Raw genomic sequence first — 26,822 nt, 5'->3', positions numbered from 1 at the left:
CACCAGACACGCCAAGATCATCTCACCCCTGACCAGCAGTTACGGGACAAGTCTTAGAGGCGAGCCGTTCGGAAGTTATCGCCGTAAGGCCCATCGCAGTGGCTGTGGCCCTCAGCGGATCTCGGATGGGGATTCGAGCGCCGCTTTGAGGTTGCGCAGGGTGATGCGGATGTTGGTGCGCTGGAAGTCGGCGAAGGTAGAGCCGCGCGTTGCGGCTTTATCGAACAGGTTCGCTACAGAGTCGGGCCAGGAACGACGGTCGTCGGTCCACGTCTCGGTCACCTTGGTGCCCTCGGGAGTCGGTTCGAACCGGTACTCCCAGGTAGCGATGGGGCCCCGCAGCCGCGGTTGTTTCAGGCCGATGGCGTGGACCCGGAAGCGGAAGAGCTCATTCTGCTCGGCCGCGGTCACAGTGCATCGTGTAGTCCAGCGGAGCGCACCTCGCTTGTTGTGGCCGTCGAAGACCATGCCGACATGAGCCGGCCCCTGCTGGGCACTCAGCGTGGCGCCGAGATTCTCCGGGCTCCAGCGGCCCATGAGCGCCGGGTTGCAGACATGTTGGTAGACCAGCGAAGGGCTGGCCTCGATAATGACGCTGTCAGAAACGCTGAACGTGCGAGCCATGGAACTCCGATCCTCGATGGAAAAGGCACAGCCCGGTGTCCGCGGCCTCGTCGAGGCCTTGTTGCCACCGTCTGCGCACACCCTGTAGAGCTGTCGGTCCGGTATGGCCCTTACGGGGCCGGCCCGTGGTTGGACGGGCTGGCTGCTGGCCTTGGGCGACTTTCGAGTACGCGATGCGTCGCGAACGGGAGGGCAAAGCATGCACGTTGCCCGACCGCTGGCAAGTAGAAGCGGGGCCTCACCCTTTCCAACCGACTGCGCGGGGGAGATCCTCAAGAACGCGGTGCGCACTGACGACCGCGCTGTCATCTGCCCGCGTCTCGGTCAAGCAAGACGGCAAGGGCTGCGCACCAAGGATGCCCGCGGTCAGGGCCGCCGTGAGCCGGTGCCAGGTACCCGCGTCGCGCAGCATGGCGTGTCCGCCGCGGGGCATGGTGATGCCGCACGCCTGTGCTCCGGCGCGCCGTGCCCTTCGTACGAAGTCCCATGAGTCGTGCGCGTTGGTGACGCGGTCGTGTTCGTCGTGGACGATTATCACCTGTTTGGTTCTGAGGTGAGCGACGGGTTCGCCCGGGGGGCACCACGGTGCGAGGGCCACGACGCCGCTGACGTGGGAGTGTTCTGCGACGCGCAGTGCGGCTCGCGCGCCCATGGAGTGTCCGACCAGGACGACCGGCCTGAGGGGGGCGAGCAGTTTCAACTCGTCGAGAGCCTCCTGCGCGTCGTGCACGGGGTCGGTGCGCGATCCGTTCCAGCCGCGGTAGCGGTAGCGCACTGAGGCCAGCAGTACATCGTGTTCGGATGTCGCCTTGAGAATCGCGGTACCGAAAGGGCGCATGCGTGCGCTGGGCAGATTGAGCAGCGGTGGTGGCGTCAGGGCGTCCGAGCGACCACCGTGCAGGAGCAGGATTGCCGCCTTGGAGGCGGGCGGGGCGACCCGTAGCCGCAAGGCGTTGTGGCCGGTGCGGCGTTGCTCGTGGTGGGACGGGCTTGGGGTCTTCATCGTGTGCCTCGTTGTTCGTCGTGGCGGGCAGGACGGCGCGGAGGGCGCGGGAAGAAGCCGCTGGTGCGGGCCGCGTACGCGGCGTATCCCGGGCGGTTGGCCATGTGCTTCTCCAGCAGTCTTTTGCCGCTGCCCTGGGTCAGCAGGAGCGTCATCACCACGGGAGATACTAGCGAGATGGCTGCGGCCTGCCAGGTGCCGCAGCCATGAGGAACAGGCCCCACCAGAGGAGGAAGTCGCCGAAGTAGTTGGGGTGGCGTGTCCAACTCCACAAACCGCGGTCCCTGATGCGTACTTGCTGATCCAGGTGTGGGTGCGGGCGGTGGTGAGCACCGCTGGTGGGGCATGGTGATCGTCTGCAGTGCTATCCGTCCGCCGGGGGCGAGACGCTCGCGCAGGGTGGTGAAGTAGACGGGCCAGTAGTCGGCTTTGGCCGCATCGATCATCTCCACGCTCACCACCGCGTCGTACGTGCCTCGCACCTGGCGGTAATCGCACAGGTCCACGGTCACCCGGTCGGCCACCCCCGCTTCGCGCAGACGGTGCTGGGCCAGGTCACGTTGTTCGGCGGAGAGCGTCACCGTCGTCACCTGAGCGCCGCGCTCGGCGGCCCGCAGTGCCAGCTCGCCCCACCCTGTGCCGATTCCAGCAGACGGGTGCCCGGTCCTACGCCTGCCAGGTCGAGCAGCCGGTCGATCTTGCGGTGCTGTGCGGCGGCGAAGGTAGCTGACCTGCACCGCGTCGGCAGGCGCTTCACAGGACGGCATGAAGTAGTTCCACGACGCCCGCGCCGCGGTGGAGCGGGGCAGCAGTGTGGTGTCGGTGTGCAGAACCGTCGGACTGCGGCAGTAGCGGAACGCTCCGAGCACCCTCTGCTCGTCCTCGGTGGGATCGGTGAGCAGGCGCAGCGCCTGATCGGGGTGGACAGCGATCACCACAGCGGCGTACTCCTGGGTGTCGCCGTCCTCGGTCGTCACCCGTGCGCGCTCGGCGAAGCGCTGCACTGCTCGTACGGGAGTGCCTGTGTGCATGGTGGTGAGCTGTTTGGCGATCCGGTCCACGTATTCCACCGACCCGCCGGTCACCGTCTCCCATTGCGGCGAGCCCTTGACGGGCAGAAGGCCGCGATGGTCCAGGAAACGGAACCGGTAGGGGGCCGGGTACTGCATGGCGGTCTCGGGCGCGCAGGACCATACCGCTGACACGAGCGGTATGACGAAGTGGGAGTCGAAGTAGGTTGTGTAGGGGCCGTCGTCGAGGAACTGGCGCAGGGTGTAGGCGGGTTGGCTGCCTGAGGAAAGAACACGGCGGGCATGCCGGTGGAAGACGGCCACCTGCGCAAGCAGCCGGAGGTAACTCCCGCGCACCGCGTTGCGTCCGGCGAACAGGCCGGCCGGGGCCGCGGGCTCCCGCGTACTCAAGTCCGCAGCCCTGACAGCGCACCGACATGCTCATGTCGGAGTGCTGGGTGGTGACTCCGAGCTCGTCGAACAACCGGAGCAGCAGCGGGTAAGTCCGTTCGTTGTGGACGATGAACCCGCTGTCGACACGAAGCGGCCGGCCGTCTCCTGTGCTCAGTTCGTGCGTGTGCGCGTGACCGCCGAGCCTGGTGTCCGCCTCGTACAGGGTGGCGTCACCGCATTGCTGGAGGATGTACGCCGCGGTCAAACCTGCTACGCCTGCGCCCACCACTGCTACATGCTCCGCCGCTGCATGGTCCTCCGTCGTTCGTTGTGTGCCGGCCGTAGCGTTCCTGCCTGCGACCGGGTCAGCACCTATTCGCAGCACCGAGCCGATCGGATTGGTCCGGGTGCGGATTCGCGGCGGGAGGCATGTCAGCCGCCTGCGGCAGAGTGGCTGGGGCCGACGGGCTTGACGTCCAGTTCGGCCCACACCATGTGCCCGAGGCCGGAGCGGTCGTCGCCCCAGCGAGAGGCGAGCGTGTCCACGATGAACAGACCGCGCCCGCCGCTCAGCAAAGAGCCGCAAGGGCGACGCCAGTGGGCGCGCAGCTGCTCTACGTCGATACCTGCCCCGGCGTCGGCGGCCTCCAGGCGCACGTACCGCCGACCGTCCTCCTCGGACACCAGCCACATGCGCACGCTCCACGGCGGCGTGCCGTGCCGGACAGCGTTGGACAGCAGCTCCGTCACGACCAGCAGCACCTCGTCAGCGACGCTCTGCACGTCCCAGAGCGCGAGGTAGTGGCGGATCACAGCCCGGGCGCCGGCAGCCGACGCCGCAGGCCGACCACACCCGGGCCCAAACGGGGACAGGACGGGCACGACGACTCTCATACTTCTCATTCGTCACCGACACGCCCTTGGATGGGTGCGGGCCGTCGGGGCCCTCGGCGGCAGCGGCCGCTGGCGGTCCCTGCGTACAGGGACCGCCGGCGGCTCGGGGGCGAAGGAGGCGAGGTCGTCTTCCCGTTCGCCCGTGGATCACCTGGGCATGAGGACGGTGTCGATGATGTGGACGGTGGCGTTGGCGGTGGAGACGTCGCCGCAGACGACGTTCGCCGAGTCGTTGACCTTGTACGACTCGCCCGAGCCGGCGGTGGTCAGCTTGCTCTTCTGCAGCGTGTCGTAGGAGCCCTTCTCCAACTGCTCGGGGGAGAGCTTCTCACCGACCACGTGATAGGTCAGGATCTTGGTCAGCGTGGCCTTGTCCGCAAGAACCTTGTCCAGGTCCGCCTTCGGGATCTTCGCGAACGCGTCGTTGGTGGGTGCGAACACCGTGATGTTCTCGGCATTGTTCAGCGTGTCCACCAGACCGGCCTCCTTGACCGCCGTGACCAGGGTGGACAGGGCGGGGTTGTTGGACGCGGCGGTCGCGACCGGGTCCTTCGCCATCCCGTCGAAGCTGCCCGCACCGTCCTTGGGCACCGACGCGCACCCCGGGCCGAACGGACCCGATGCCTGCGAAGTCTTGCCCGCGTCGTCCTGGGCCGGGTCTTCCTTCGCGGCCGAGGGGGCGGAGCCCTTGTCGCCGCTGCTGTCGTCCATCCCGCAGGCCGTGAGGGCAAGCGGCAGGGCGGTTGCGGCGAAGACGACAGCAAGGGTGCGACGTGAGCGGGTGCTGAACATGAAGAGGGCTCCTCGAGTGGACGTGCGGTGCTGGTGTAGGTGAGAGGTGCCAAGGGGAGGCGGCCCCGCAGCCGCTTCTGCTGCTTCGGAGCCGTACCGCTTCCCTCACACCCTCCATTCGTCGCTGGAGCCGGTACGGATTGGTCGTGAAGCGGTCGAGTTTGCCGGCCGGACACAAAGTCGGCCGGCGAACCCATCCGCGACGCCTGCGGCTACGAATCAGGTCAAAGAGCGAGAACCGCCGAAAAACCGCTGACGGCTGGCTCTCGCTCACCCATATCGCTTGAAAGGTTTGGCATGGGCGACCATCACGCCGTGCTTCTCCCCGTTGGCCTCGGCCGTCCGAGAGGTGTGCGGTGAAAGAGATCGCACGTATCGGAGGTGCCCCGCAGCGCGGACCGGAACTGTCCGACGTCGTAGCCCTCGTCGCCGGCGGCGATCAGGATGCCTTCGCGACTCTCTACGACGCGGTCGCCGGCCCGGTCTACGGGCTGGTACTCAAAGTGCTGCGGGATCCGGCCCAGTCCGAGGAAGTGGCGCAGGAAGTCATGGTCGAGGTCTGGCGTACCGCCACGCGCTTCCGCCCTGAGCAGGGCAGCGTCATGACCTGGGTGATGACGATGGCTCACCGGCGGGCGGTGGACCGGGTGCGCTCCGAGGAAGCGGCGACCGCCCGCGAGCAGCGCAACGCGTTTCGCGAGCGCACCCCGGACTACGACCAGGTCAGCGAGGAGGTCGCGGTCCGGCTGGACAGTGAACAAGTCAGGCGGTGCCTGAGGGGCCTGAGCGACCTGCAGCGCCAGGCCGTGACCCTCGCCTACTACCACGGCTACACCCACCAGGAGGTCGCCGCCACACTGTCGGCGCCACTGGGAACAGTCAAGACACGTCTGCGTGACGGTCTGATCCGGCTCCGAGACTGCATGGGAGTGAGCGCATGAGTGACGAACACGTACATGTCCTCACCGGCGCCTACGCCCTGAACGCGGTCGGCAACGACGAGCGCGAGACGATCGAGCGCCATATAGGGGACTGCGCGGCCTGTGCCGAGGAAGTGCGAGAGCTGACCGCGACCGCTGCGCGTCTGGGAACGGCCGTCGCCGCCGCACTCCCGCCGGGAATGAAGCCGCAGGTCATCGCCTGGATCAAGACCGTGCGCCAACTACCCCCGAGTGTTACGGCCGACGGAATCGTGCGTCGACCGGTGAGCGCCCGCGCACGGTACGCGCCGCGTCTGGTGCTGGCCTCCTGCGTTGCCGCGGCCACCGCGTTCGGCGGGACGGCGGCCTGGCAGTTCCAGGACGCACAGCAGGCCGAACACAGAGCCCAGCAGGCCAGGCAAGAGACCACCGACATGGCGCGGGTGCTGGCCGCCCCCGACGCCCGTACCGTCAGCGGAAGCGTCAAGGGCGGTGCGCGGGGCACAGTGATCGTCTCCCGTAGCCAGGACACCGCCGTCTTCCTGGCCTCCGGCCTGCCGGAGCTGCCCGATGACAAGGCCTATCAGCTGTGGTTCGACGACGGCCGCACGATGAGACCGGCGGGCCTCATCGGACACAGCGGTGCTGTGGTGATGGAAGGAGCTGTCGGAAGGGCCGCCGGCATGGGCATCACGGCAGAACCCGCGGGTGGCTCGCCCCAGCCCACCAGCACGCCCCTGGCGCTCCTGGCACTTCCCGCTTGATACCTCCGAACGATGCTGCGCCAGTTCAGGCCAAGACGGGGCTGTGGTCAAGGTATGGCTGCAAGCACTCTGGCCGAAGTCGGCGGCCAGCGAGGGCGCCGACTGCCACCCACGTCATGACCTGCCGGGTCCGGGCCGTCCGCCGGAACGACGAAGGTGCGGGGCGATGACCAGCCGGTAGCCAGTTCGTCCCCCAGGCCTCGACGAGCGGCGCCCCGCATGGCGCTTGCGGGGCGTCGGGTCGCTGATGTTGGAGTTTCCGGAGCTGGTGTCAGCAGTCCCGGACGCGCCTACTTGTACGGTTCGGAGCTGCCAGCCTTTCCTCCAGTGCGAATTTCGTGTACGGCCTGCCGGGACATCCGTACACCCACTGAAACGCGCTGACCTGTGGCCCTCCTCTAGACAGTCGCTCTCAGTTGTCGCCCACCGCGTCCATCTTTCCGCCGAACCCCCTCAGGTAGAAGTCCGCATAGTCACCCCTGCTCACCGGACGACAGACCTTGCCAGTGGCCCAGTCGATGAAAGCGCCGTTCCTGTTGGCCCGGCAGGAACCCACGTGGTCCGTGAAGTTGCTGGGCAGATCGCGGTGGCCGCCCGTCCACACGTAACGGGTGCCTGTGTGGTACTTGCCCGTCCAAAGGCAGATCGCGTTGCTGGGACACAGGACCGGCTCCTGCGCCTGCACCTCGACGGAGGTACCGAGCGTTGTCGCCACCATCGCACCGGTGACCAACGCCAAGCTCGCCAATTGTTTCCTCATTCCGTCCCCCTCCATGAGGCGCGCTCGAAGCGCGCCAACAATGGTGTGGCCGCGGTCGTTGGGCAGGGTCGCGGTGTCGGCGTGGTCGTACCAGATGTAGTGGCGGCGGTCCATGTAGAGGTCGGTGCGGATGCCATCGCACCCTTCGGCACCTACGTGGCTCACGCCGAGATGAGCCGTCCGAGTGCGATCTCCGTAAATGATGCATAAAATGGCGGAGTGTCGTAATGCACCGCAGTCCAGCGCTGGAGGCGGCGCACATGACTGATCCCTACGGCTTCCTCAGAATCCCGCATAGGTCCAGCGTGGCGCGCCCCGTCGAGGAACGGCTGAGCGACTGGAACGAGGTCCACGCGGGACAGCCGCTGCTTTCCCTGGTGTCCGAGCAGGCACAGCGCTGCATGGACTGCGGCGTACCTTTCTGCCACAGCGGTTGCCCGCTGGGCAATCTCATTCCGGAGTGGAACGCGTACGCGACGCACGGCGATTGGCGCGCCGCGGCCGAGCGGCTGCACGCGACCAACAACTTTCCCGAGTTTACCGGGCGGCTGTGCCCGGCGCCGTGCGAGGACGCTTGCGTACTGGCCGTCAACGGCGAGCCGGTCACGATCAAGAACGTGGAGCAGACCATCGCCGACCAGGCCTGGGAGCAGGGATACGCATCGCCTCAGCCGCCGGAGCGGCTGAGCGGGAAGACCGTCGCCGTCATCGGGTCGGGTCCGGCCGGGCTGGCGGCGGCGCAGCAGCTCACCCGGGCCGGCCACACCGTCGCCGTGTACGAGCGCGCCGACCGCGTCGGCGGTCTGCTTCGCTACGGCATTCCCGAGTTCAAGATGGAGAAGCGGCACCTGGACCGCCGTATCGGACAGATGCGGGCCGAAGGTACGACGTTCCGCACCGGGGTGCGAGTCGGCATCGACCTGGACGCCGCCGAGCTGCGGGAGCACCATGACGCGGTGATCGTCGCCGTCGGCGCCACGGAGCGCCGCGAACTGCCCGTTCCTGGCCGTGAGCTGGGCGGCATCCATCAAGCGATGGACTATTTGACCCTGTCCAACCGGGCCGGGGAGAGCGACTGCGCCTCGCCGCCCGTCACCGCCGCGGGCAAGCACGTGGTGATCGTCGGCGGCGGGGACACCGCATCGGACTGCCTGGGCACCGCGCTGCGCCAAGGTGCGGCCTCCGTGACGCAGCTGGACATCAACCCCGTGCCGGGTGGCACCCGGACCGAGACCGAGCCGTGGCCCGTGTACCCAAAGGTCTACCGGATCTCCCACGCGCACCAGGAGGCCCAGGAGCGCCACGGCACGGACCCGAGGGTCTTCTCCTGCGCCACCGTCCGCTTCGAGGGGGAACCGGAGGGACCCGTGCGCATGCTGCACGTGACGGAGGTGGAACCGACGTCCCGAAGGCCGCTGCCGGGCACCGAGCGGGAGATCCCGGCCGAGCTGGTGCTGCTGGCCCTCGGCTTCAGTGGCCCCGAGCCGCACAGCGGCCTGAGGGAGCAGCTCGGGCTGACACTGGACGAGCGGGGCAACTTCGCGCGGGACCCCGCTTTCGCCGCCACCCCGGCGCAGCAGCGGCAGCGGACCGGACACGCCGTGGCACAGGGCGTGTTCATCGCGGGTGACGCGGGACGCGGCCAGTCGCTGGTGGTGTGGGCCATCGCGGAGGGACGGGCCGCGGCGGCGGCCACCGACCGTTACCTGACCGGTTCCACGGCGCTTCCGGCCCCGGTCTCCCCGACGGACCGGCCTCTGAAGGCCTGACGGCATGACTCTTCTCCGACTGGTCGTCAACTCTGCGTGTTCAAAGGAGTTTGCGGTCGATCGGCTTCGAGTGGCATCCCGACGGTGGACGACCGAGACTAGGAGATGAGGATTCGCGCCCGGAGGAATTCTTTTCAGGGGTTCGCATGGAAGAAGAATCTGTCGAGGTTCTCCCGTCCGCGCCGGATGAACCTGCACTTACCGAGCGCGGACACGCCGGCCCGGCGACCGACACCGAGCGGGACTTCGCCGAAGTCCTGGCCGACGTCGTATGCGTTGAACGGGTGTCGGTAGACAGCCACTTCTTCGACGACCTGGGAGCGAATTCCCTCGTCATGGCTCATTTCTGCGCGAGGGTAAGAAAGCACGCGGACCTTCCGCCGGTCTCGATGAAGGACATTTATCGGAACCCGACGGTCCGAAGTCTCGCCGTGTCGCTTGAGGAAAGCAGCCCCACCACTGCGGAGCCGGTCACTGCGGCGCAAACCGAAGTGGCGGAACCGGCCGGCACACTCCGGTATGTCTTCTGCGGAACAGCCCAGTTGCTGCTCTTCCTCGGCTATTCGTTCCTGGCGGCAACCGTCACCGCCCGCGGCTACGCATGGGTCTCCCGCAGCTCGGGGACAGCCGACATCTACGTGCGTTCGCTTGCTTTCGGCGGCGTCGCCTTCGTGGGCCTGTGCATTTTCCCGGTCGTCGCCAAATGGATTCTTGTCGGTCGGTGGCACGCCCGTAATTTCCCGGTCTGGGGGCTGACGTATCTGCGCTTCTGGACCGTCAAGGTCCTGCTCCACGCCAACCCGATGATCTTCTTCGTCGGCAATCCCCTGTACGTGCTGTACCTGCGGTCGCTCGGCGCCCGGATCGGCAAGCGCGTCACGATCCTCTCCCGCACCGTTCCGGTCTGCACCGACCTGCTCACCATCGGCGCCGGTACGGTGATCCGCAAGGACTCGCACTTCCTGTGCTACCGGGCGCACGCCGGACGTGTCGAGACCGGCCGGGTAACCCTGGGCCGGGACGTGTTCGTCGGTGAGAAGACCGTCCTCGACGTCGACACGTCGATGGGAGACGGCGCGCAGCTGGGCCATACGTCGGCGCTGTACGGCGGCCAGCACGTACCGGACGGCGAGCGCTGGCACGGATCGCCCGCCCAGCGCACCGAGGTCGACTACGTGCGGGTCGCTCCGGCGCCCTGCGGCACGCAGCGCCGCGCCTGGTACGGCATGCTCACCGTCCTCCAGTTGTTCCTGCTGTACGTGCCACTGACGGTGGGGGGCCTGTACATGCTGCTGACCCAGGTCCCGGCGCTGAGCGACGTGTTCGCCCCCGGCACAGTGGGCTTCACGTCGTCGCGGCTCTACCTCGACGCGCTGATCCTCTCCCTCGTGCTGTTCTCCGGCTTCGTCGTCGTCGGCCTCGTCACGCTGGTCACCGTTCCGCGCCTGCTGAACCTGGTGATGAAGCCCGGCAGGATCTATCCGCTGTACGGCCTCCACTACTCGGTGCACAGGGCGATCACCCGCCTGACGAACGTGAGGTTCTTCCTCTGGCTCTTCGGTGACAGCTCGTACATCGTCAACTTTCTGCGCGGTCTCGGATATGACCTGTCGCGGGTGGAGCAGACCGGGTCGAACTTCGGCTCCGACGTGCAGCACGAGACCCCCTACCTGGTCTCCGTGGGCAGCGGAACGATGGTCGCTGACGGGCTTTCCCTCATGAACGCCGAATTCTCCAGCACGTCATTCCGGGTGTCCCGGACGTCGATCGGCCCGCACAACTTCCTCGGAAACCACATCGCTTATCCTGTCGGCGCGAGGACCGGCGCCAACTGTCTCCTCGGCACGAAGGTGATGGTGCCTCTCGACGGTGAAATACGGGAAGGTGTCGGACTGCTCGGATCCCCGTGCTTCGAAATTCCCCGGTCGGTGGAACGAGATGCCCGGTTCGATCACCTGCGGACCGGAGAGAACCTCCGCCGGAACCTCGCCGCGAAGAACCGCTACAACATCCGCACCATGGGCTTGGGCCTCTTCGTACGGTGGCTCTATTCCTTCCTCCTCACGGTGATCGGCCTCGCGGCCGTGGACCTGCACGGCGCGGTTGGACAGTTGGCGATAGCCGCGTCGCTGGTCCTCGCCCTGCTGTCCACCGCGGCCTATTTCGTCCTGCTGGAGCGCGCCTTCACCAGGTTCCGCCCGCTGAAGCCCCGGTTGTGCTCGATCTACGACCCGTACTTCTGGTGGCACGAGCGCCTGTGGAAGGTGCCCGACCACTACCTGAACGTATTCAACGGCACTCCCTTCAAGAACATGATCTGGCGCTCGCTCGGAGTCCGGATCGGCAACAGGGTGTTCGACGACGGCTGTTACGTGACGGAACGGACGCTCACCACCATCGGAAACGACTGCACGCTCAACGCCGGGAGCAAAATCCAGTGCCATTCGCAGGAGGACGGCACCTTCAAGTCCGACCACAGCACGGTCGGCGACGGCTGCACCGTGGGTGTCGGTGCCCTCGTCCATTACGGCGTGACGATGGGCGACGGCGCGGTGCTCGCCACCGACTCCTTCCTGATGAAGGGCGAGGACGTACCGCCACACGCTCGCTGGAACGGAAATCCCGCCGCGGAATCGCGCAACACCGTCGCATCGCGCGAGAGCCACGACGATCCCGCGACGCGGCGACGGTGAACGGAGGGAGAACGGGCATGCGGACCGAGGCCGGCCGGACGTTCTGGAGCGGTGTACTCGCCGCCGGTGGATCCACCGCGCTACCGCGTTGGGCACCGGAGCCGGTGCCGGGGACCGCTACGCACGAGGCGAAGGTCCCGGACGACGTCGTGGCCGCGCTGCACCGGCTCGCGGAGGAACTGGCCGTGCCGTTCACCTCGGTGGTGCTCGCGGCGCACACCAAGGTACTCGCCGCGCTCTCGGGTGATCCCGAGGTCAGCACGGGCTACCTCGCCGCCGGGGACGGCCCGCCGCTGCCCTGCCGGCTGACGACCGCACCGGACTCGTGGCGCGACCTGCTCGTACGGACGCGCCGGGCCGAGTCGCAACTGCTGCTGCACAAGGACTTCCCACTCGACGAGCTGAGGCGCGAGCTGGGCCTGGCCGGACCGTCGACCGAGGCGGTGTTCGACCCGGCCGACAGTTACGGCGACCTTCCCGGACACGTCGTCCTGGGACTGGGGGTGCCGCGAGACGGCGGGAGTCGCTCGCTGCGGTTGCGGTACCGGCGCGACGCGCTGGACGCCGACGCCGTCGCCCGGATCGCCGGCTACCACCTCACCGCGCTCGCCCTGATCGCCGCCGATCCGGACGCGGAGCACCGGCGGCAGAGCCTGCTCGGCACCGAGGAACTCCGGTTCCAGATCGAAGGACTGGCCGGTCCGTACCGCGATCTGCCGGACCGCAGGGCCCACGAGCTGTTCGAGGAGCGGGTACGGGCCCACCCGGAGGCCGTCGCGGCCGTGCATGGCGACCGGCAATGGACGTACCGGGAGCTCAACGAACGAGCCAACCGGCTCGGACGGGCCCTGCTGGCGCGGGGCTTGCGGCGCGAAGACGTCGTCGCCGTGGTGACCGAGCGCAATTTGGACTGGACGGCCGCCGTGCTCGCCGTCTTCAAGGCAGGCGGGGTGTACCTGCCCATCGAGCCGCACTTCCCGGCCGAGCGCATCGCGGCCACGCTCTCCTGCGCCGGGTGCCGGCTGGTGCTGACCGAATGCGGCAGCACCGGCACGCTCGACCAGGCTCTCGATTCGCTGTCCGCCGGCTCGTCCCCCAGCCCCTCCCCCGGCTCGCCGCCCGGCGTGCGTACGGTCCACGTCGAAGAGGCGTACGCCGAGGACCACGCCGGCGCCGATCTCGGCGTACGGGTGGCAGCGGAACAGCCGGCGTACATCTACTTCACCTCCGGTTCCACCGGCGAGCCCAAGGGGGCGATGTGCGAACACGCGGGCATGCTCAACCACCTCTGCGCCAAGATCGACGACCTGGAGATCCGCCCGGGTCAGGTGGTCGCCCAGACCGCACCCCAGTGCTTCGACATATCGCTGTGGCAACTGCTTTCCGCGCTGGTGGTGGGAGGGCGGACCCTGCTGGTCGAGCAGGAGGTGATCCTCGACGCCCAGCGGTTCGTGGACAGGATCGCCGACGGCCGGGTCACGGTGCTCCAAGTCGTGCCGTCCTACCTCGACGTCGTACTGTCCTGCCTGGAGCAGCGCCCACGCGAGCTGCCGGACCTGCGGTACGTGTCGGTCACCGGCGAGGCGCTCAAGAAGGAACTCGCGCAACGGTGGTTCGCGGCCGCGCCGAAGATCCGGCTGGTCAACGCCTACGGACTGACCGAAACCTCGGACGACACCAACCACGAGGTCATGGACAGGGTTCCGGGCACCGAGCGGGTGCCGCTCGGCCGGTGCGTCAACAACGTACATGTCTATGTCGTCGACGAGTACCTGTCACCGGTGCCGCTCGGAGCCCCCGGCGCGATCGTCTTCTCCGGCGTCTGCGTCGGCCGCGGGTACGTCAACGATCCCGAGCGCACGCGACAGGCGTTCATGCCCGATCCGCACGCCGCCGGCCGGCGCCTCTACCGGGGCGGCGACTACGGCCGCTGGCTGCCCGGCGGCAGACTGGACTTCCTCGGCCGCCGGGACAGCCAGGTGAAGATCCGTGGCTTCCGGATCGAGATCGGCGAGATCGAGAACACCCTGCTGCGGGTGCCCGGTGTCCGCGACGGTGCGGTGGTCGTCACCGAGCGGCCCGGCCGCGGCCAGCACCTGGTGGCCTTCTGCACCGGTCCGCGGCCACTGGATGCCGGCGTCCTGCTGGACCGGCTGGGCGAGTCGCTGCCCGCGTACATGGTCCCGTCGGCCGTCCACTGGCGGGAGAGCCTCCCGGTGACCGCGAACGGCAAGTCCGACCGGAAGGCGCTGACGGCGCTGGCCGGCGATCTCGACGCGGCCGGCGAGGACGGTGACGCACCGACGCCGCCGGCCGGGCCGATGACCCCCGCCGAACGGCGGCTGGCCGCCGCCTGGGAGCAGGTGCTCGGCATCCCGCGGCACCGGATCAAACGGCTGGACCACTTCTTCGACCGGGGCGGCACATCGTTGTCGGCGGTGAAACTCGCCGTCGCCCTGGAGCGCGCGGTGTCCCTCAAGGACGTAGCACGTCACCCGGTGCTCGCCGACCTCGCCCGGTTGCTCGACGGCGGATTGCCCGACGACGGAGCCGAGCAGCCCTCCGGGCTACTGCACCCCCTGTCGGCACCGGGCGGCGCCCGGACCGGCGCTCTCGTCTGTTTCCCCCCTGCCGGCGGCAGCGCGGTGAGCTTCGAGCCGATGGCCAGGGCCCTGCAGAGCACCGGATGGGCGGTGTACGCCGTCGAGCCGCCCGGCCACGACGTGACAGCCGAGGGCGCAGCCTTCGTGCCGATGATGCGACTGGTGGAGGAGGTCAGTGCCGAGATCACCCGCCGCGGCCTGACCGGGGTCCTGCTGTGGGGCCACTCCTCGGGCGCCGCGCCGGCCCTGGAGACGGCGAGGAGGCTGGCGGAGCGCGGCGTCGGCGTCCAGCGGGTGTTCGTGGCGGCGCAGCTGCTCGGTGACGCCGCCGGCCGGCGCGCGGCCGCTGCCGAGCTGTCCGGGCTGAGCGACGACCGGATCGCCGCCGAGCTGACGGAGAACGGGGACGGCGGCTACCCCGGGCCCGGTGGGCTCGACGCCGCGCAGGCCGAGCACGTCGCCGCCGCCTACCGGCACGACGTGGTGTCCGCCCACCGCTACTTCGCGGACGCCCTGGACAGCCCGCCGACCGTGAAGCTGGCAGCACCGGTCACGGTGGTCGTGGCCGCCGACGACCCGATCACCGCGGGGGTCCGGGAGCGGCACCGCGACTGGCATCTGCTGGCCGACCACGTCGATCTGCACGAACTCCCCGACGGCGGTCACCACTTCTCGCGCACTCGCCCGGTGGAAGCGGCGAAGGCCGTGCTGCGCGCCGCCGAATGGCCGGCCCCCGTTCCTGGGCCGTAGAGAACAAACACGATGCATCCGGGATAACCGACGCGACCGACTCACTCGACACCACCCATGCAAGTCGAAAGGAGACCGAGATGCCGATCTCATCCCCGGCGTCACCGCTCAACCTCGAACTGCGATCCGGCCACCCGCCCGTGCTGCCCGCCGGAACCGCTGGCGGCGCGCCGCCCGGCGACCACGGCCACTGGGCGGCCGAGCACCGCGACGCTCTGCACGCTCTCGTCGCCGAGCACGGTGCGGTCCTGGTACGCGGCCTCGGTCTGCACGACGCGGACGGGACCGGCACCGTCTTCCGGCAGCTGGCCAGGGCCCTGATGACTGAGAAGGAGGCCTTCGCCCCCCGGCAGGCCTACGCGCCCGGCGTGTACTCCTCGGCCCACTGGCCGCCGAACCAGCCGATGTGCATGCACCACGAGCTGAGTTACGCCCTCGAGTTCCCCGGCCTGATGCTGTTCGCATGCCTCGGCGCGCCCACCGCGGGCGGAGCGACCGCCGTGTCCGACGCGTCGGCCGTACTGGAGGCGCTGCCGGCCGAACTGACCGAGCGGTTCGAGCGGGAGGGCTGGCTGCTCACCCGCAGCTACAACGACGAGATCGGGGCGTCCGTGGCCGAGGCGTTCGGCACGAAGGACCGCGGCGTCGTGGAGAGCTACTGCCGGGCCAACGCGATCGAGTACGCCTGGCAGCCGGACGGGACCCTGCACACCAGGCAGCGCCGCAACGCTGTGGTACGTCACCCCGTCACCGGCGCGCGCTGCTGGTTCAACCAGATCGCGTTCCTCAACGAGTGGACGATGGCCCCCGAGGTGCGCGAGTACCTCGTGGACGTCTACGGCGCCGACGGTCTGCCGTTCAACACCCGCTACGGCGGCGGCGACCCCATCGGCGAAGATGTCGTGGAGCTGCTCAACAAGACGTACGAGGACAAGACCGCACGCGAGCCGTGGCAGGCCGGCGACCTGATGATTGTCGACAACGTCCGCACCGCACACAGCAGGGAGCCCTACGAGGGCCCCCGCGAGGTGCTGGTCGGAATGGCCGACCCGGTGCGCCTGGCCGACTGCTCGCCGACCGTGGAGGTGACCACGCGATGACCACCAGGCGTTCCCCCGCGATGGAATTCACCCTGCGCGAGCCGATGAGCGTACCGACGTTCGCCGTCGTCTCCGGCGCCCAGGTCGAGGGCGTGCTGCAGGGGCGCGAGAAGCAGATCGTGGAATTGGTGGAGGCCACGTACCGGCTGCACAGCGCCGGTAACTGCGTGAACCCGCCATCCTACTTCTTGCGGTTTCCCGACCGCCCGTCCTCGCGGATCATCGCGCTGCCCGCCTCGATCGGGGAGCCGATGCGGGTGGACGGCCTGAAGTGGATCTCCAGCTTCCCGGAGAATGTGGCGGCCGGCATCCCGAGGGCCTCGGCGGTGCTGATCCTCAACGACCATCGCACCGGCTACCCGTTCGCCTGCCTGGAAGGCTCCATCGTCAGTGCCACCCGAACGGCCTCCTCGGCGGCCCTGGCGGCCCAGTGGCTCAGCAACGGCCGACCGCGTCCGACGCGCGTCGGGTTCGTCGGAGCGGGCCTTATCGCCCGCTACATTTACGACTTCCTCGCAGCCACCGGCTGGTCGTTCGACGAGGTCGGCGTGCACGACGTGTCCGCCGACAGTGCCGCCGGGCTCCGGTGCTACCTGGAGCAGTCGCAGACCGCCGGACGGATCACCGTGCACGAAAGCGCCGAAGAGCTGATCCGCTACAGCGACCTGGTGGTCTTCGCCACCGTCGCCGCGCAGCCGCACGTCAGCGACCTGTCGTGGTTCGAGCACAACCCGTTGGTGCTGCACGTGTCGCTGCGCGACCTGGCACCGGAGATCATCCTCGCCTCGTTCAACATCGTCGACGACGTGGAACACTGCCTCAAGGCCAACACCTCGCCCCACCTGGCCGAGCAACTCACGGGCAACCGGGACTTCCTGCAGGGCACGCTGGACGACGTGATGGACGGACGGGTGAGTGTTCCGAGAGACCGGCCGGTCGTGTTCTCGCCCTTCGGCCTCGGGGTTCTCGATCTGGCGGTGGGCAAGTACGTCTACGACGAGGTGGCCCGCTCCGGAGGGCTGCATGGCATCGACGGTTTCTTCCACGAACTGCGGCGATACGGATGAGCGGCCGCTGGGCCCTGGCAGGCCAGTCGGTCACGGAGCCGCAGGACGGCCACCGACAGACGTACGAAAGCGCTCCATCGCAGCTGAGGAGGCCATCGTGCCCGTCATAACCGTTCCTCACGCCTTCAACGAGGAGGACCTGTACGTCGACCTCCGGCCGATCTTCGGGCACTCGCTCTTCCTCAAGTGTGAGGGCTTCAACTTCGCCGGCTCGATCAAGCTGAAGACCGCGATCGAGATGGTCGAGAGCGCCGAACGCGACGGCACCCTGACGCCCGAGTCGATCATCGTCGAATCCTCGTCCGGGAACCTGGGCGTGGCGCTGAGCGTGATCGCCGCGAGCAAGGGCTACCGGTTTCTGTGCGTGACGGACCCCCGCTGCAACCTGGCGACCAGACTCATCATGGAGGCGTTGGGCAGCCAGGTGCACGTCATCGCCGCCCAGAAGGCCCAGGGAGGCTTCCTCGGCGCACGGCTCGCATACGTCAACGCGCTGTGCGACTCCGACAGCCGGTACGTGTGGCTCAGCCAGTACACAAACCCGAGCAACTGGAAGGCACACTACCGCAGGACGGCGCCGGAGATCGCTCGCGCATTCCCTGGCGTGGACGTGGTCTTCGTCGGGGCGGGCACCACCGGCACCCTGATGGGCTGCACGCGTTACTTCCACGAGTGGCACCGTCCGGTGCGTGTCGTCGCGATCGACAGCGTCGGCTCGGTGTCCTTCGGCGGGCCCCCCGGCCGCCGGATGATCCCCGGACTGGGCATGAGCGTACGTCCGCCGCTGCTCGACGAAACGTACGTCGACGAGGTCATCCACGTCGAAGAGGCGAACACCATCCGTACCTGCCGCCGTCTGGCCAGACGCGGATTCCTCTTCGGCGGCTCCACCGGAACGGTGGTCAGCGGCGCCATGGGCTGGCTCGACCAGCACGACACCCACGACCTCACCGCCGTGGCCATCGCCGCGGACCTCGGGGAGCGCTACCTCGACACCATCTACCAGACCAACTGGCTGCAGGCACTCTATGGCGAGGACGTACTCGACACCACCGCCCCGCCGACCGGCTCCCGAACAGCCGGCACCCGCCCCGGCGGACGAGGCACCGCAACGACCTGACGGGCACTGCGAGCTGAGGACTCCACCATCGTTCGCGCCCCACCAGCACGCTGCCAGGCCTGAAAGGGCTCCAGAAGGAGCCGTCTCGCGGCATCGCCATCGAACCCGCTGACCACGGACCCGGACGCTCGCGTGGCGGCCTGACCACCAAACTGCGTCTACCCGTCGAGCAGCGACAGAACCTCCGTGTCGATCATCGATGGGCCGGGCAGCGGGGTGACTCCCCGCAGTTCGAGGTCACCCTGGGGTGCGTTCGGGCTCCCCGCCTCGGGCCCGGCCGAGACGGGCTCGGGCCCCAGGGAGGCCCATGCTCACTTCCACTCACTCATCACACGGATTCCCCCACGACACGGTCTCAAGGTGCCCTTCTCCGAGCCGGCCAGTACAGCGTGGCGCGGGAACAGTCCGTACAGCGTGGTGCGGGCGCTGAGGATGGATGGCCCCGCACCGGGGTCTGGCCGGCCGTCGCCACCCCCACCGGTCTGCGGGGGTGGCTCGCGGACGCCGACGCTGGCCCGTCGGCGCCACCACGGGCACCTGCTCGCCGGCCTGCCCCACCCCCAGCGGCCCTGCCCTCACCGAAACGGCGCCGCCATCACGCTTCACCCGGCTGGACCGTGGCCCAAGTCCCCGCGGTGCTGAGCCGGTCGAAGGGTACACATTCGCGTATTCGGATCGCACGCTCGTGGGGCCCTGATCCCCTCAGGGTCTTCACCCCCATGCCGGCCGGCAGTGCGTGCGTCTGGCGCGCGCGGTGCCCGGCCCGGCTCACAGGGAGCAACCCTCAGACGAGCAGGGCCAGGGTGCGGGCTGGAGCCGGTTGGACGCTGCGCCTGACCGACCAGCGGCGCGCGGAAGCCGCTGCGCTGGGGCTCGACACCTCCTCCACCGCCCAGGTCCGGGCCCAGTCCCCGACCCGCACCAGTGGTGCGGGCGAGGTCAGCCGGTTGGCCACCAGTGCCTCCAATGACCTGTCCGTGCGTCAGATGGGCGCTCGCGCCGCCCGGACACACCTCATCGACGACCCCAGCCACATCCAGCCGGCGCAGAAACTCGGCAGCGGCAGGCAGAGCACCCAGACGCTTCACCACGGCCTTCACCACAACTTCAAGGCGCTGACGCTGGGACCTGGCCGCGAAGACCGGGAAGCCATCGACACACCCGGACAACGCCAGACGACCGGTCCGGGACACTCCCGGACCGGTCACACCATACGAATCAACGACCCGCGAAGTACGGGACTAGATCCCGATATCCCGGCTGCGGAAGTCGTCGAGCGACTCCCGTCGTACGAGTAGCCGGGCATGGCCGTCGCGTACGGCCACCACCGGGGGTCGGCCGACCAGGTTGTAGCCCGAGGCCATCGACAGCTGGTACGCGCCGGCCACCGGTACCGCCAGCAGTTCACCGGGGCGGATGTCGCTCGGCAACGGTACGTCTGCAGCCAGTACGTCGCCTGCCTCGCAGTGCCGGCCCACAACTGTCGCCCTGCGGGTATTGACGATCCTTCGGCGGCCGATCACACGGGGCGCATAGCGCACTCCGTACAGGGCGGGCCGCGGGTTGTCGCTCATCCCGCCGTCGACGGCGACGAATACCTTGTCGGTCGTGTGCTTGACCGCGAGCACGCGGTACACGGCGACGCCGGCCGGCCCGGCCACTGCCCGACCGGGCTCGACGATGAGCCGGGGCACGGTGAGCGCGGCGGCACCGCAGCTTTCGATGAGTTCGGTGCGCAGTCTCCGGGCGAGCGCGGTGAGGTCCAGGGCGGGCTCGCCGGGCCGGTACGCGATGCCGTGGCCGCCGCCCATGTTCAGCTCTGGCAGGACGACGCCTTGCGCGTCACGGATGCGTGCCATGAGCCCCACGACCCTGCGCAGCGCAGTGACGTACGGCTCGACGCTGCTGATCTGGGAGCCGATGTGGCAGTGCAGACCGGTCAGTTCGAGCTGCGGCTGGCCGAGGATCCTGGCGATGGCGTGCTGTGCGTAGCCGCCGGTGAGGGACAGACCGAACTTCTGGTCGTCCGTACCCGTACGGATCTTCTCGTGACCGCCCGCCGAGACTCCGGGGATCACCCGCACCATCACCTTCTGGCGGCGCCCGGGCCCGACCGCGGCGGCGAGGCGGGCGATCTCGGACGGGCTGTCGATGACGATCCGGCCTATGCCGAGGCACAGCGCGGTATCGATGTCGCGGGGTGACTTGGCGTTGCCGTGCAGAACGATCCGCTCCGGCGGGAACCCGGCTGTCACGGCGAGTTCGAGCTCCCCGGCCGAACACACGTCGAGACCGAAGCCTTCTTCGCACACCCAGCGCACGACGGCCCGGCACAAGAACGCCTTGGCCGCATAGAGGACCTCGGCCTCGGGAAAGGCGTCCCGGTACGTGCGGCAGCGAGCCCGGATCTCCTCTTCGTCCAGCACGTAGGCCGGGGTGTCGAAACGGTCGGCTATCTCGGTCAGCGGCACGCCGCCTACGGCGAGGCCCCCGTGCGGGAGACACGTCGTGGAGGCCGGCCAGACGGACAGGTCTTCCGCGTTGGCCAGGACCTCGGTAAGAGCTGCTGTGGTCATGGTGTGATCCCCTTCAGGCGGTCCGGGCCGTGATCTCGGTGGTCCGCGCGGTCGTGACCGGGAAGGTGGTCCCGGCTGCCGTGACCCGGGGTGCGGTGATCGTCGGATCGACGGTCACCAGCGCGGCTCCGAGAGGCTCTGTCATCCCTCGCAGAGCGGACTCGGAAAGCCGGATCCAGGACTGGGTGCCGCCCAGCGTCGAGGCCAGGCGTTCCTCAGTGGTGAATCCGACGGCGGTACGGGCGCCCAGCGGGGTGCGGAACAGGCGTACCACCACCTCCGCTCCTCCCGGCCGGACGGGCACGTACAGGAGTCCGGCCGGGACCCGTTCTTCCGGCTCGGGGTCGTCGTCGTACTGGAACAGGCACATGGAGCGCTCCCTCAAGGACACGAAGGGCAGGCGCCCCGGACGCGGGGAGGCAGTCCGGGGCTCGTCACCGAAGCTATCCCCGACCCCGGCAACGGGGGCTGCCCCGTGACGGTTCCTTGACGGCGGTCGCCCCAGCTCTAACGGATCGCTGACAGCGGAGCCGGGGCGGCATCCGTTGCCGGGGCCGACCGGGCGCCGCGATTGCGGCACTGAAGGCCGGGCAGTCGCGGGCGAGGGAGCGGGTCGGTCCCGGAGGAGAGGAGGCCTTATGAAGTGGCCGTTGCCGGGAGGTCAGAGGGTGCCGGCGAGTGGCTGGCCGCGGGGCGCAGGGTGAGCACCATGGTGAAGCGTCCGCCGGGGGTGTCCTCGGCTGTGAGCGTGCCGCCCATGGCCTCCGCGAAGCCGCGTGCGACGGCCAGTCACCCCGGTCCCCGCGACCGTCCTGATCACAGGGAGCGGAGTGCTCGTCCTGCGCGGTTGCCTCGTGGGCAGTACTCATCGCCATCCCTTCACCGCTCACCGGCCACCCATCGCAGCCGCTCCAACCACTTCCGGTCCACCGCCGTACCGCGCCCCCTTGGCCCCAGATCGGATCGTCCTCGCCAGCCCGGAGGCGAACCGCAAGACCGATCCTCCCGCCATCCGGGGCACAGAAACGGGAATGGGTGCACGAACAGGTTTTCCGGACAGATCGCCGCAAGAAGCAGGATGGTTTCTCCCTCACGCGTGCACGCCCCCGCTCCCAGCCAGGCCCCGGAAAGCAGAGGAGATCACCCACACGAGGAACTGACTGACTCAGCCCTCCGGGCTGCCAGCGGCTTCCGTCCCGGCTCCGCCGCCCTGACGGCGGCGCGGCGCGGCGGCCCCGGCCGACGCACAACGGGCTGAGCGCGCCCCGGTCCCGGCTGCGGCCGTACCACCCATCCCGCCCGTCCCTTACTCCTTCACTCCAGCCAATGGACATGGGCAGAGCGGCCGCAACGGGGATGTCAGCGTGCCGACCACGGCAGACCGCGTCGTGACCTGCACGGACACGGGGGCGCTGCGGCGGGGCGCGCAACAGTAGGCGCAATCCTTTCGCGCAACATCCCGCGCGACCCTTGGCGCAACCTTGTGCTGCTGGCCGACCGAGGCGTCGCGGTCACGCGGCCCTGACGGCTCGCCGGGATCGGGTCCTCTGCCGGAGCCCGGAGCGCGCCGTCGGCACCGAGGGGACGGTCTCCCAGCAGGGATGCGGGGCAGCCGTCGTTGCTAGTGATCTTCGGTTGCGGCGATGTGCCCGATGCGTTTGTCGGCGGGGCGAGGTCAGTGGGCTGCGGGAGTGGTGCGGCGGGTGAGCAGGACACCGAGGGCGATCATGCCGACGCCGAGGACGAAGTGGAGCCAGTTGTCAGCCGAGTTGACGGGGACGAAGTTGGCGGCGCTGTCGTGGTCGATGATCAGGCCGTAGATCCACAGCACCAGGTAGATGATGCCGCCGCCGATGAGGTAGGTGCGAGCGGTGGAGGCGGCGCGGGCCATGGCGACGCCGGCGATGCCGAACAGCAGGTGGACGATGTTGTGGAGGATCGAGACCTGGAAGATGCCCAGGAGCTTGGCCTCGGAGTGATGCTCGGCGAACTTCAAGGTGTCGTAGTCGGTGGTGATCCCGGGGATGAAGCCGAGGATGCCGACGAGGAGGAAGACCGCGCCGACGGCGAGGGCCGCCTGCTGTACCCGGGTGCGGGATGTTGCGGGGGCGTGATGAGTCGACATGGAAAGGGTCCCTTCCGAGGCGCGGCGCAGGCCGCGTGAATTTCATCAGCTGTCTTTACTTCACGCTTACCCCATCTGCCGAAGACATCACAGTCACGCTGGATCTTCGGGGTTCTCCGAGAGGGCCGGTTTCCCGGAGGCGGGCAGCAAGAACACTGTTCTCCACTCACGCTCGGCCACGAGGTCCCGCATCCTGCGAGAGACATGGGTGTTCAGGCGGTCCCAGACCGGCACGATCGGTGCCCCGACGAGCTGGTGGGCTCCGTCGACCAGCGATGAAGTCCCGCTCGCCCATGCTGCGACGTGCGCCTTTGCCGGCGGGATGGGTGCGCAGGCGGTGGCACAGCCGGGGTCCGGGAACCCGGTCGCGTGGCGATCAGGCCGACCGCTGACAGCCGTCCCGAGCGTCGTCCGCTGACGGTCACGACCGGGGTGCGGCCTCGTCGGCCCCAGGCCCGTCCACGGGGCGGCCTACGGGTGAACCCGGCTTCCTCCTCGAAGCAGACGTAGCCCCCGCAGGCAGAAGCGGAGGACGTCGGACTGGTCGGCGGGGGCGATGCAGATCAGTTGGCCTTTCTTGGTGGTGAGCAGTATGCGCTGATCACTGAAGCGGGCGACGGGGCCGCTTCCGCAGGTGCTGCGCCGGCAGTCGGCTGAGCCAGGGGCCTCAGCGGCCGTCAGCAAGGTGCGGGGGACGGGTACTGGGGGTGGTGCCATCGGCTTTGGCTGCGTCGGCGAGGGCCTCGGCAGCAGCCTCTGCCGCCTGCGCAGCGTCGTTGGCCGCCTGGGCAGCCCTGTCGTCCGACGGGCTCTCCCGGGTGGCCGATGACTGGGGCAGTACTTCGCTGAAGGCGCGGGACACTCCCTGGAGTGCGGAGGTGACCTCGCTGGGGATTACCCAGAATGTACTGCCCGAGCCCTGCGCGAGTTGGGGCAGCATCTGGAGGTACTGGTAGGCCAGCAGTTTGGGGTCGGGGTCGTTGCGGTGCACTGCCTGGAACACCTCGTCGATGGCCCGGGACTGCCCCTCGGCCTTGAGAATCTCCGCGGTGCGGTTGCCCTCGGCGCGCAGGACAGCGGACTGCTTGTCGCCTTCAGCGGTAAGGATCTGCGACTGGCGTTGTCCCTCGGCACCGAGAATCGCGGCCCGCTTGTCGCGCTCGGCCCGCATCTGCTTCTGCATCGCGTCCTTGATGGACTGCGGGGGGTCGATGGCCTTGATCTCCACACGGTTGACTCTCAGCCCCCACTTGCCCGTGGCTTCGTCCAGGACGCCACGGAGCTGGTTGTTGATGGTGTCGCGTGAGGTAAGAGTCTTTTCCAGGTCCATGGACCCCACGACGTTGCGCAAGGTGGTGACGGTGAGCTGCTCGACTGCCTGCAGGAAATTCGCGATCTCGTAAAACGCTGCTCGCGGATCAGTGACCTGGAAGTACAGGACGGTATCGATCTCGACGACCAGATTGTCCTCGGTGATCACCGGTTGCGGTCGAAACGATACGACCTGCTCCCGCAGATCGATCACCGGATGCACACGGTCGATATAAGGGATCACCACGTTGAGACCGGGCTTCAGCGTGCGGTGGTAGCGGCCGAGTCTTTCGACGTTGCGGGCGCGTGCTTGGGGCACGATGCGTACCGCCCGCAACACGGTGAAAACGGCGAACAGTGCGACGAGCAGTCCAGCAATAAGGAACCCCGACGCTTCCATGGCTCACTCCCGGGGGTAGACGACTGCGGTGGTGCCGCTGATCTCTATGACGTCGACGGTCACTCCGGGAGGAATCACCAGCGCCTCGTCATAGGCGCGGGCCGTCCATTCCTCACCGCCGATGCGGACCCTTCCCCCCAGGCCCGTCACCTCTGAGACCACATAGGCGGCCCTGCCGACCAGTGCGTCGATGCCGAAGCGCTCCACCTGCGGCTGCAGCACGTGGCGCAGCGCCACGGGACGCAAAAACATCACGCTGACCACAGCAACGATGGTGAACACCAGGAATTGCAAAGCCAGTGGTACCCCCACCGCGGCGAATCCCGACGTCACCAGGGCCGCCCCGCCCAGCATTCCGAGCGCAGCAGTGAGCGTGAAGATCTCCGCCACAGCCAATACCGCGGCGACGATCAACCAGATCAGCCATAGATCCATTGCGTGCCCCTCCCGGTCGGTGCGGCTGCGCGAGTGGCTGCCGGGCGACATCCCGGGCCCCTTGGGTAGCAGTACGCATCTGGGAAACTCCTGCGTAATGGGCGGGGCTGCCACTATACGAAGATCCACCTTTGTTACGTTTTTACCCGTTTTAAGTGCCGAAAAACGGCCCCTGTCCTGTAAACGCAGGCCTGTGGAGCAATCAGCGCGGCCACACTCCGCTCCCTCTCCGTGTAACCCTCCGCGAGCCTCTCGGGCTGCGGCAGGGGCAGCTGCTGCTGGAAGGTTGCAGGCCTGACGATGAAGCTTGGCAGCTCAACGGGTATGCCTTGCCGATCACGCAGGGCTCCCGTCGTCCGGTGTCGCGCCTCTCCCCCAGGCTTCGTCCAGAGCACCCCCAGCCTTGCCGTCGGTCGTCAGCGCGCAGCGTCAACTGACCATCAGCCTTGCGCTGCACGGCATCGGACGCCGCCCGCTGACCCGGACTGATCCGGACTGATCCGGACTGATCCGGACCGTCCGGACTGATCTGCGGCATTCTGCGGGCAGCCGTGTACGGCCACGACCGCGTCGACGTGTATCCGCGCCGGCCCAGACCGCTCCGCGTGCCCCCGAAGGCGTGATGCCGCACACTCCGATGTATAGGCCGGCGTGCTTCGCGCGGGCCATGGTGAGGGTTGTTGGCGTGCTTGATGTCCCGTTCTGGCTGTGGGGGGCGTTCGCCGCGACGGTGGTGGTGTCGCTGGCGGTGGACTTGCTGTCCCACCGCACCGCGCACGTCATCGGATTCAAGGAGGCCGCCGCCTGGAGCGGCCTGTGGGTGAGCCTCGCCCTGATCTTCGGCGCCGTCGTCTTCCTCGTCCTCGGCACCGCCGCCGGCACCGAGTACACGACGGCATGGTTGCTGGAGAAGAGCCTGTCGGTCGACAATCTCTTCGTCTTCGCCGTGATCTTCGCCTACTTCAAGGTGCCGCGCGCCTACCAGCACCGGGTGCTGTTCTTCGGCGTCATCGGCGCCCTGGTCTTCCGCGGCATCTTCCTGTCCCTCGGCGTCGCCGTGGTCAGCCGCTTCACCGCGGTGCTGTTCGCCTTCGCAGCGGTCCTGTTCTACAGCACCTACAAGCTCCTCAAGGACGAGGAGGAAAGCTTCGACCCGGGCAAGAGCTTCGCCGTGCGGATGCTCCGCAAGATCATCCCTGTCCGTGACGAGTACGCCGGGGCGAAGTTCTTCGTCAAGGAGGCCGGCAAGCGCGTGGGGACCCCGTTGCTCGCGGTGGTCGCCGCGATCGAGGCCGCCGACCTGATCTTCGCCGTCGACAGCGTCCCCGCCGTCCTCGCGGTCAGCGACGACGCGTTCATCGTCTACACCAGCAACGCGTTCGCCATCCTCGGCCTGCGAGCGCTCTACTTCATGCTCGCCGGCCTACTGGACCGCTTCCACTACCTGAGCAAGGGCCTGGCGATCATCCTCGCCTTCATCGGCGTCAAGCTCATCCTCCAGGCATCCCACAAACTGATCAGCCCCAGCATCCCGGAAATCCCCTCACCGATCAGCCTCGCCGTCATCGTCATCGTCCTGACCGGCTCCGTGCTGCTCAGCCTCAGACGCCCGGCCCCGACGGGCGTTCCGGAAGAGGCCGACGAACGCAGTAACGCCTCACCGGCCACCGAACAGGCCGAAGCACGCGGCGCATCACCCGTGGCGGACGCCCC

Annotated in this window: 19 protein-coding genes and 5 pseudogenes; 9 read left to right on the top strand and 15 right to left on the bottom strand. The window is 68.4% G+C overall.

The features are described 5' to 3' along the window. Positions 1 to 111: 111 nt before the first annotated feature. From IE185_RS28490 to IE185_RS28465, 7 genes and pseudogenes are all read right to left on the bottom strand, one after another. Entirely contained in the window at positions 112 to 624 is a 513-nt protein-coding gene (locus IE185_RS28490; protein ID WP_138894701.1) for an SRPBCC family protein, read from the bottom strand. Positions 625 to 862: 238 nt separating this feature from the next. Next, positions 863 to 1,627 carry an alpha/beta hydrolase gene (locus IE185_RS28485; RefSeq protein WP_138894700.1) on the bottom strand — a complete coding sequence of 255 codons (765 nt, stop codon included), beginning with the start codon at positions 1,625 to 1,627 and terminating at the stop codon, positions 863 to 865. Continuing rightward, positions 1,624 to 1,919, bottom strand: a pseudogene (locus IE185_RS33350) (DUF1295 domain-containing protein); the annotation flags it as partial. The pseudogene IE185_RS33350 and the gene IE185_RS28485, both read right to left, overlap by 4 nt. Beyond that, positions 1,919 to 2,351, bottom strand: a pseudogene (locus tag IE185_RS33345) (SAM-dependent methyltransferase); the annotation flags it as partial. The pseudogenes IE185_RS33350 and IE185_RS33345, both read right to left, overlap by 1 nt. Beyond that, a pseudogene (locus IE185_RS33340) lies at positions 2,317 to 3,319 on the bottom strand (NAD(P)/FAD-dependent oxidoreductase); the annotation flags it as partial. The pseudogenes IE185_RS33345 and IE185_RS33340, both read right to left, overlap by 35 nt. A 143-nt stretch (positions 3,320 to 3,462) precedes the next feature. After that, positions 3,463 to 3,924 (bottom strand): ATP-binding protein, encoded by a 462-nt coding sequence (locus IE185_RS33335; RefSeq protein WP_268246678.1) that lies wholly within the window; start codon positions 3,922 to 3,924, stop codon positions 3,463 to 3,465. A gap of 147 nt (positions 3,925 to 4,071) precedes the next feature. After that, a complete protein-coding gene (locus tag IE185_RS28465) occupies positions 4,072 to 4,716 on the bottom strand; it encodes a fasciclin domain-containing protein (RefSeq protein WP_138894698.1) in 645 nt (214 codons plus the stop codon). Positions 4,717 to 5,072: 356 nt separating this feature from the next. On the opposite strand from IE185_RS28465, the gene IE185_RS28460 reads away from it, so the two are divergent. Continuing rightward, the gene (locus IE185_RS28460; protein ID WP_138894697.1) at positions 5,073 to 5,657 is read left to right on the top strand and encodes a sigma-70 family RNA polymerase sigma factor; all 585 of its coding nucleotides are present in this window, start codon (positions 5,073 to 5,075) and stop codon (positions 5,655 to 5,657) included. Then, positions 5,654 to 6,400, top strand: a complete 747-nt coding sequence (locus tag IE185_RS28455; RefSeq protein WP_138894696.1) for an anti-sigma factor — start codon at positions 5,654 to 5,656, stop codon at positions 6,398 to 6,400. The genes IE185_RS28460 and IE185_RS28455 overlap by 4 nt, the downstream gene beginning before the upstream one ends. Before the next feature lie 412 nt (positions 6,401 to 6,812). Here the strand turns inward: IE185_RS28455 and IE185_RS28450 are convergent, their stop codons facing one another. Further along, on the bottom strand, positions 6,813 to 7,325 hold the full coding sequence (locus IE185_RS28450) for a hypothetical protein (RefSeq protein ID WP_229843744.1): 513 nt from the start codon (positions 7,323 to 7,325) through the stop codon (positions 6,813 to 6,815). A 95-nt stretch (positions 7,326 to 7,420) separates the two neighbouring features. Here IE185_RS28450 and IE185_RS28445 point away from each other — a divergent pair, with 95 nt between their 5' ends. From IE185_RS28445 to sbnA, 6 genes are all read left to right on the top strand, one after another. Then, positions 7,421 to 8,929 carry a glutamate synthase subunit beta gene (locus IE185_RS28445; protein WP_138894695.1) on the top strand — a complete coding sequence of 503 codons (1,509 nt, stop codon included), beginning with the start codon at positions 7,421 to 7,423 and terminating at the stop codon, positions 8,927 to 8,929. A 146-nt stretch (positions 8,930 to 9,075) separates the two neighbouring features. Further along, positions 9,076 to 11,622 (top strand): Pls/PosA family non-ribosomal peptide synthetase, encoded by a 2,547-nt coding sequence (locus IE185_RS28440; protein WP_138894702.1) that lies wholly within the window; start codon positions 9,076 to 9,078, stop codon positions 11,620 to 11,622. Between the two features lie 17 nt (positions 11,623 to 11,639). Then, on the top strand, positions 11,640 to 14,975 hold the full coding sequence (locus IE185_RS28435; RefSeq protein WP_138894694.1) for a non-ribosomal peptide synthetase: 3,336 nt from the start codon (positions 11,640 to 11,642) through the stop codon (positions 14,973 to 14,975). 80 nt (positions 14,976 to 15,055) lie between these two features. Further along, positions 15,056 to 16,075, top strand: coding sequence for a TauD/TfdA family dioxygenase (locus IE185_RS28430; RefSeq protein ID WP_138894693.1), 1,020 nt, complete (start codon positions 15,056 to 15,058; stop codon positions 16,073 to 16,075). Beyond that, the gene (gene sbnB, locus IE185_RS28425; RefSeq protein ID WP_138894692.1) at positions 16,072 to 17,142 is read left to right on the top strand and encodes a 2,3-diaminopropionate biosynthesis protein SbnB; all 1,071 of its coding nucleotides are present in this window, start codon (positions 16,072 to 16,074) and stop codon (positions 17,140 to 17,142) included. The genes IE185_RS28430 and sbnB overlap by 4 nt, the downstream gene beginning before the upstream one ends. Before the next feature lie 97 nt (positions 17,143 to 17,239). Then, on the top strand, positions 17,240 to 18,262 hold the full coding sequence (sbnA, locus tag IE185_RS28420; protein ID WP_138894691.1) for a 2,3-diaminopropionate biosynthesis protein SbnA: 1,023 nt from the start codon (positions 17,240 to 17,242) through the stop codon (positions 18,260 to 18,262). A 784-nt stretch (positions 18,263 to 19,046) separates the two neighbouring features. Here sbnA and IE185_RS28415 read toward each other — a convergent pair. The 7 genes and pseudogenes from IE185_RS28415 to IE185_RS28390 all read right to left on the bottom strand — a co-directional run bounded on the left by IE185_RS28415 (position 19,047) and on the right by IE185_RS28390 (position 25,109). Then, positions 19,047 to 19,217 (bottom strand): hypothetical protein, encoded by a 171-nt coding sequence (locus tag IE185_RS28415; RefSeq protein WP_189716287.1) that lies wholly within the window; start codon positions 19,215 to 19,217, stop codon positions 19,047 to 19,049. Between the two features lie 286 nt (positions 19,218 to 19,503). Beyond that, complete coding sequence (gene lysA, locus IE185_RS28410; protein WP_138894690.1) at positions 19,504 to 20,838, bottom strand: diaminopimelate decarboxylase; 1,335 nt, start codon at positions 20,836 to 20,838, stop codon at positions 19,504 to 19,506. Positions 20,839 to 20,851: 13 nt separating this feature from the next. Continuing rightward, on the bottom strand, positions 20,852 to 21,208 hold the full coding sequence (locus IE185_RS28405; RefSeq protein ID WP_229843743.1) for an SAV_915 family protein: 357 nt from the start codon (positions 21,206 to 21,208) through the stop codon (positions 20,852 to 20,854). Positions 21,209 to 22,513: 1,305 nt separating this feature from the next. Then, positions 22,514 to 22,963 carry a DUF4383 domain-containing protein gene (locus IE185_RS28400; protein WP_138897467.1) on the bottom strand — a complete coding sequence of 150 codons (450 nt, stop codon included), beginning with the start codon at positions 22,961 to 22,963 and terminating at the stop codon, positions 22,514 to 22,516. Between the two features lie 138 nt (positions 22,964 to 23,101). Next, positions 23,102 to 23,483: pseudogene (locus IE185_RS34120) on the bottom strand (transposase domain-containing protein); the annotation flags it as partial. A 147-nt stretch (positions 23,484 to 23,630) separates the two neighbouring features. Further along, on the bottom strand, positions 23,631 to 24,674 hold the full coding sequence (locus tag IE185_RS28395; protein ID WP_138897469.1) for an SPFH domain-containing protein: 1,044 nt from the start codon (positions 24,672 to 24,674) through the stop codon (positions 23,631 to 23,633). Between the two features lie 3 nt (positions 24,675 to 24,677). Next, positions 24,678 to 25,109 carry an NfeD family protein gene (locus IE185_RS28390; RefSeq protein WP_138897472.1) on the bottom strand — a complete coding sequence of 144 codons (432 nt, stop codon included), beginning with the start codon at positions 25,107 to 25,109 and terminating at the stop codon, positions 24,678 to 24,680. A 685-nt stretch (positions 25,110 to 25,794) separates the two neighbouring features. Between IE185_RS28390 and IE185_RS28385 the strand changes: the two are divergent. Beyond that, positions 25,795 to 26,731, top strand: a pseudogene (locus IE185_RS28385) (TerC family protein); the annotation flags it as partial. Between the last annotated feature and the right edge of the window lie 91 nt (positions 26,732 to 26,822).

The organism is Streptomyces chryseus, assembly GCF_014650755.1.
In the GTDB taxonomy this organism is placed as follows: domain Bacteria; phylum Actinomycetota; class Actinomycetes; order Streptomycetales; family Streptomycetaceae; genus Streptomyces; species Streptomyces chryseus.
This window is presented reverse-complemented; position numbering and strand designations above follow the sequence as displayed.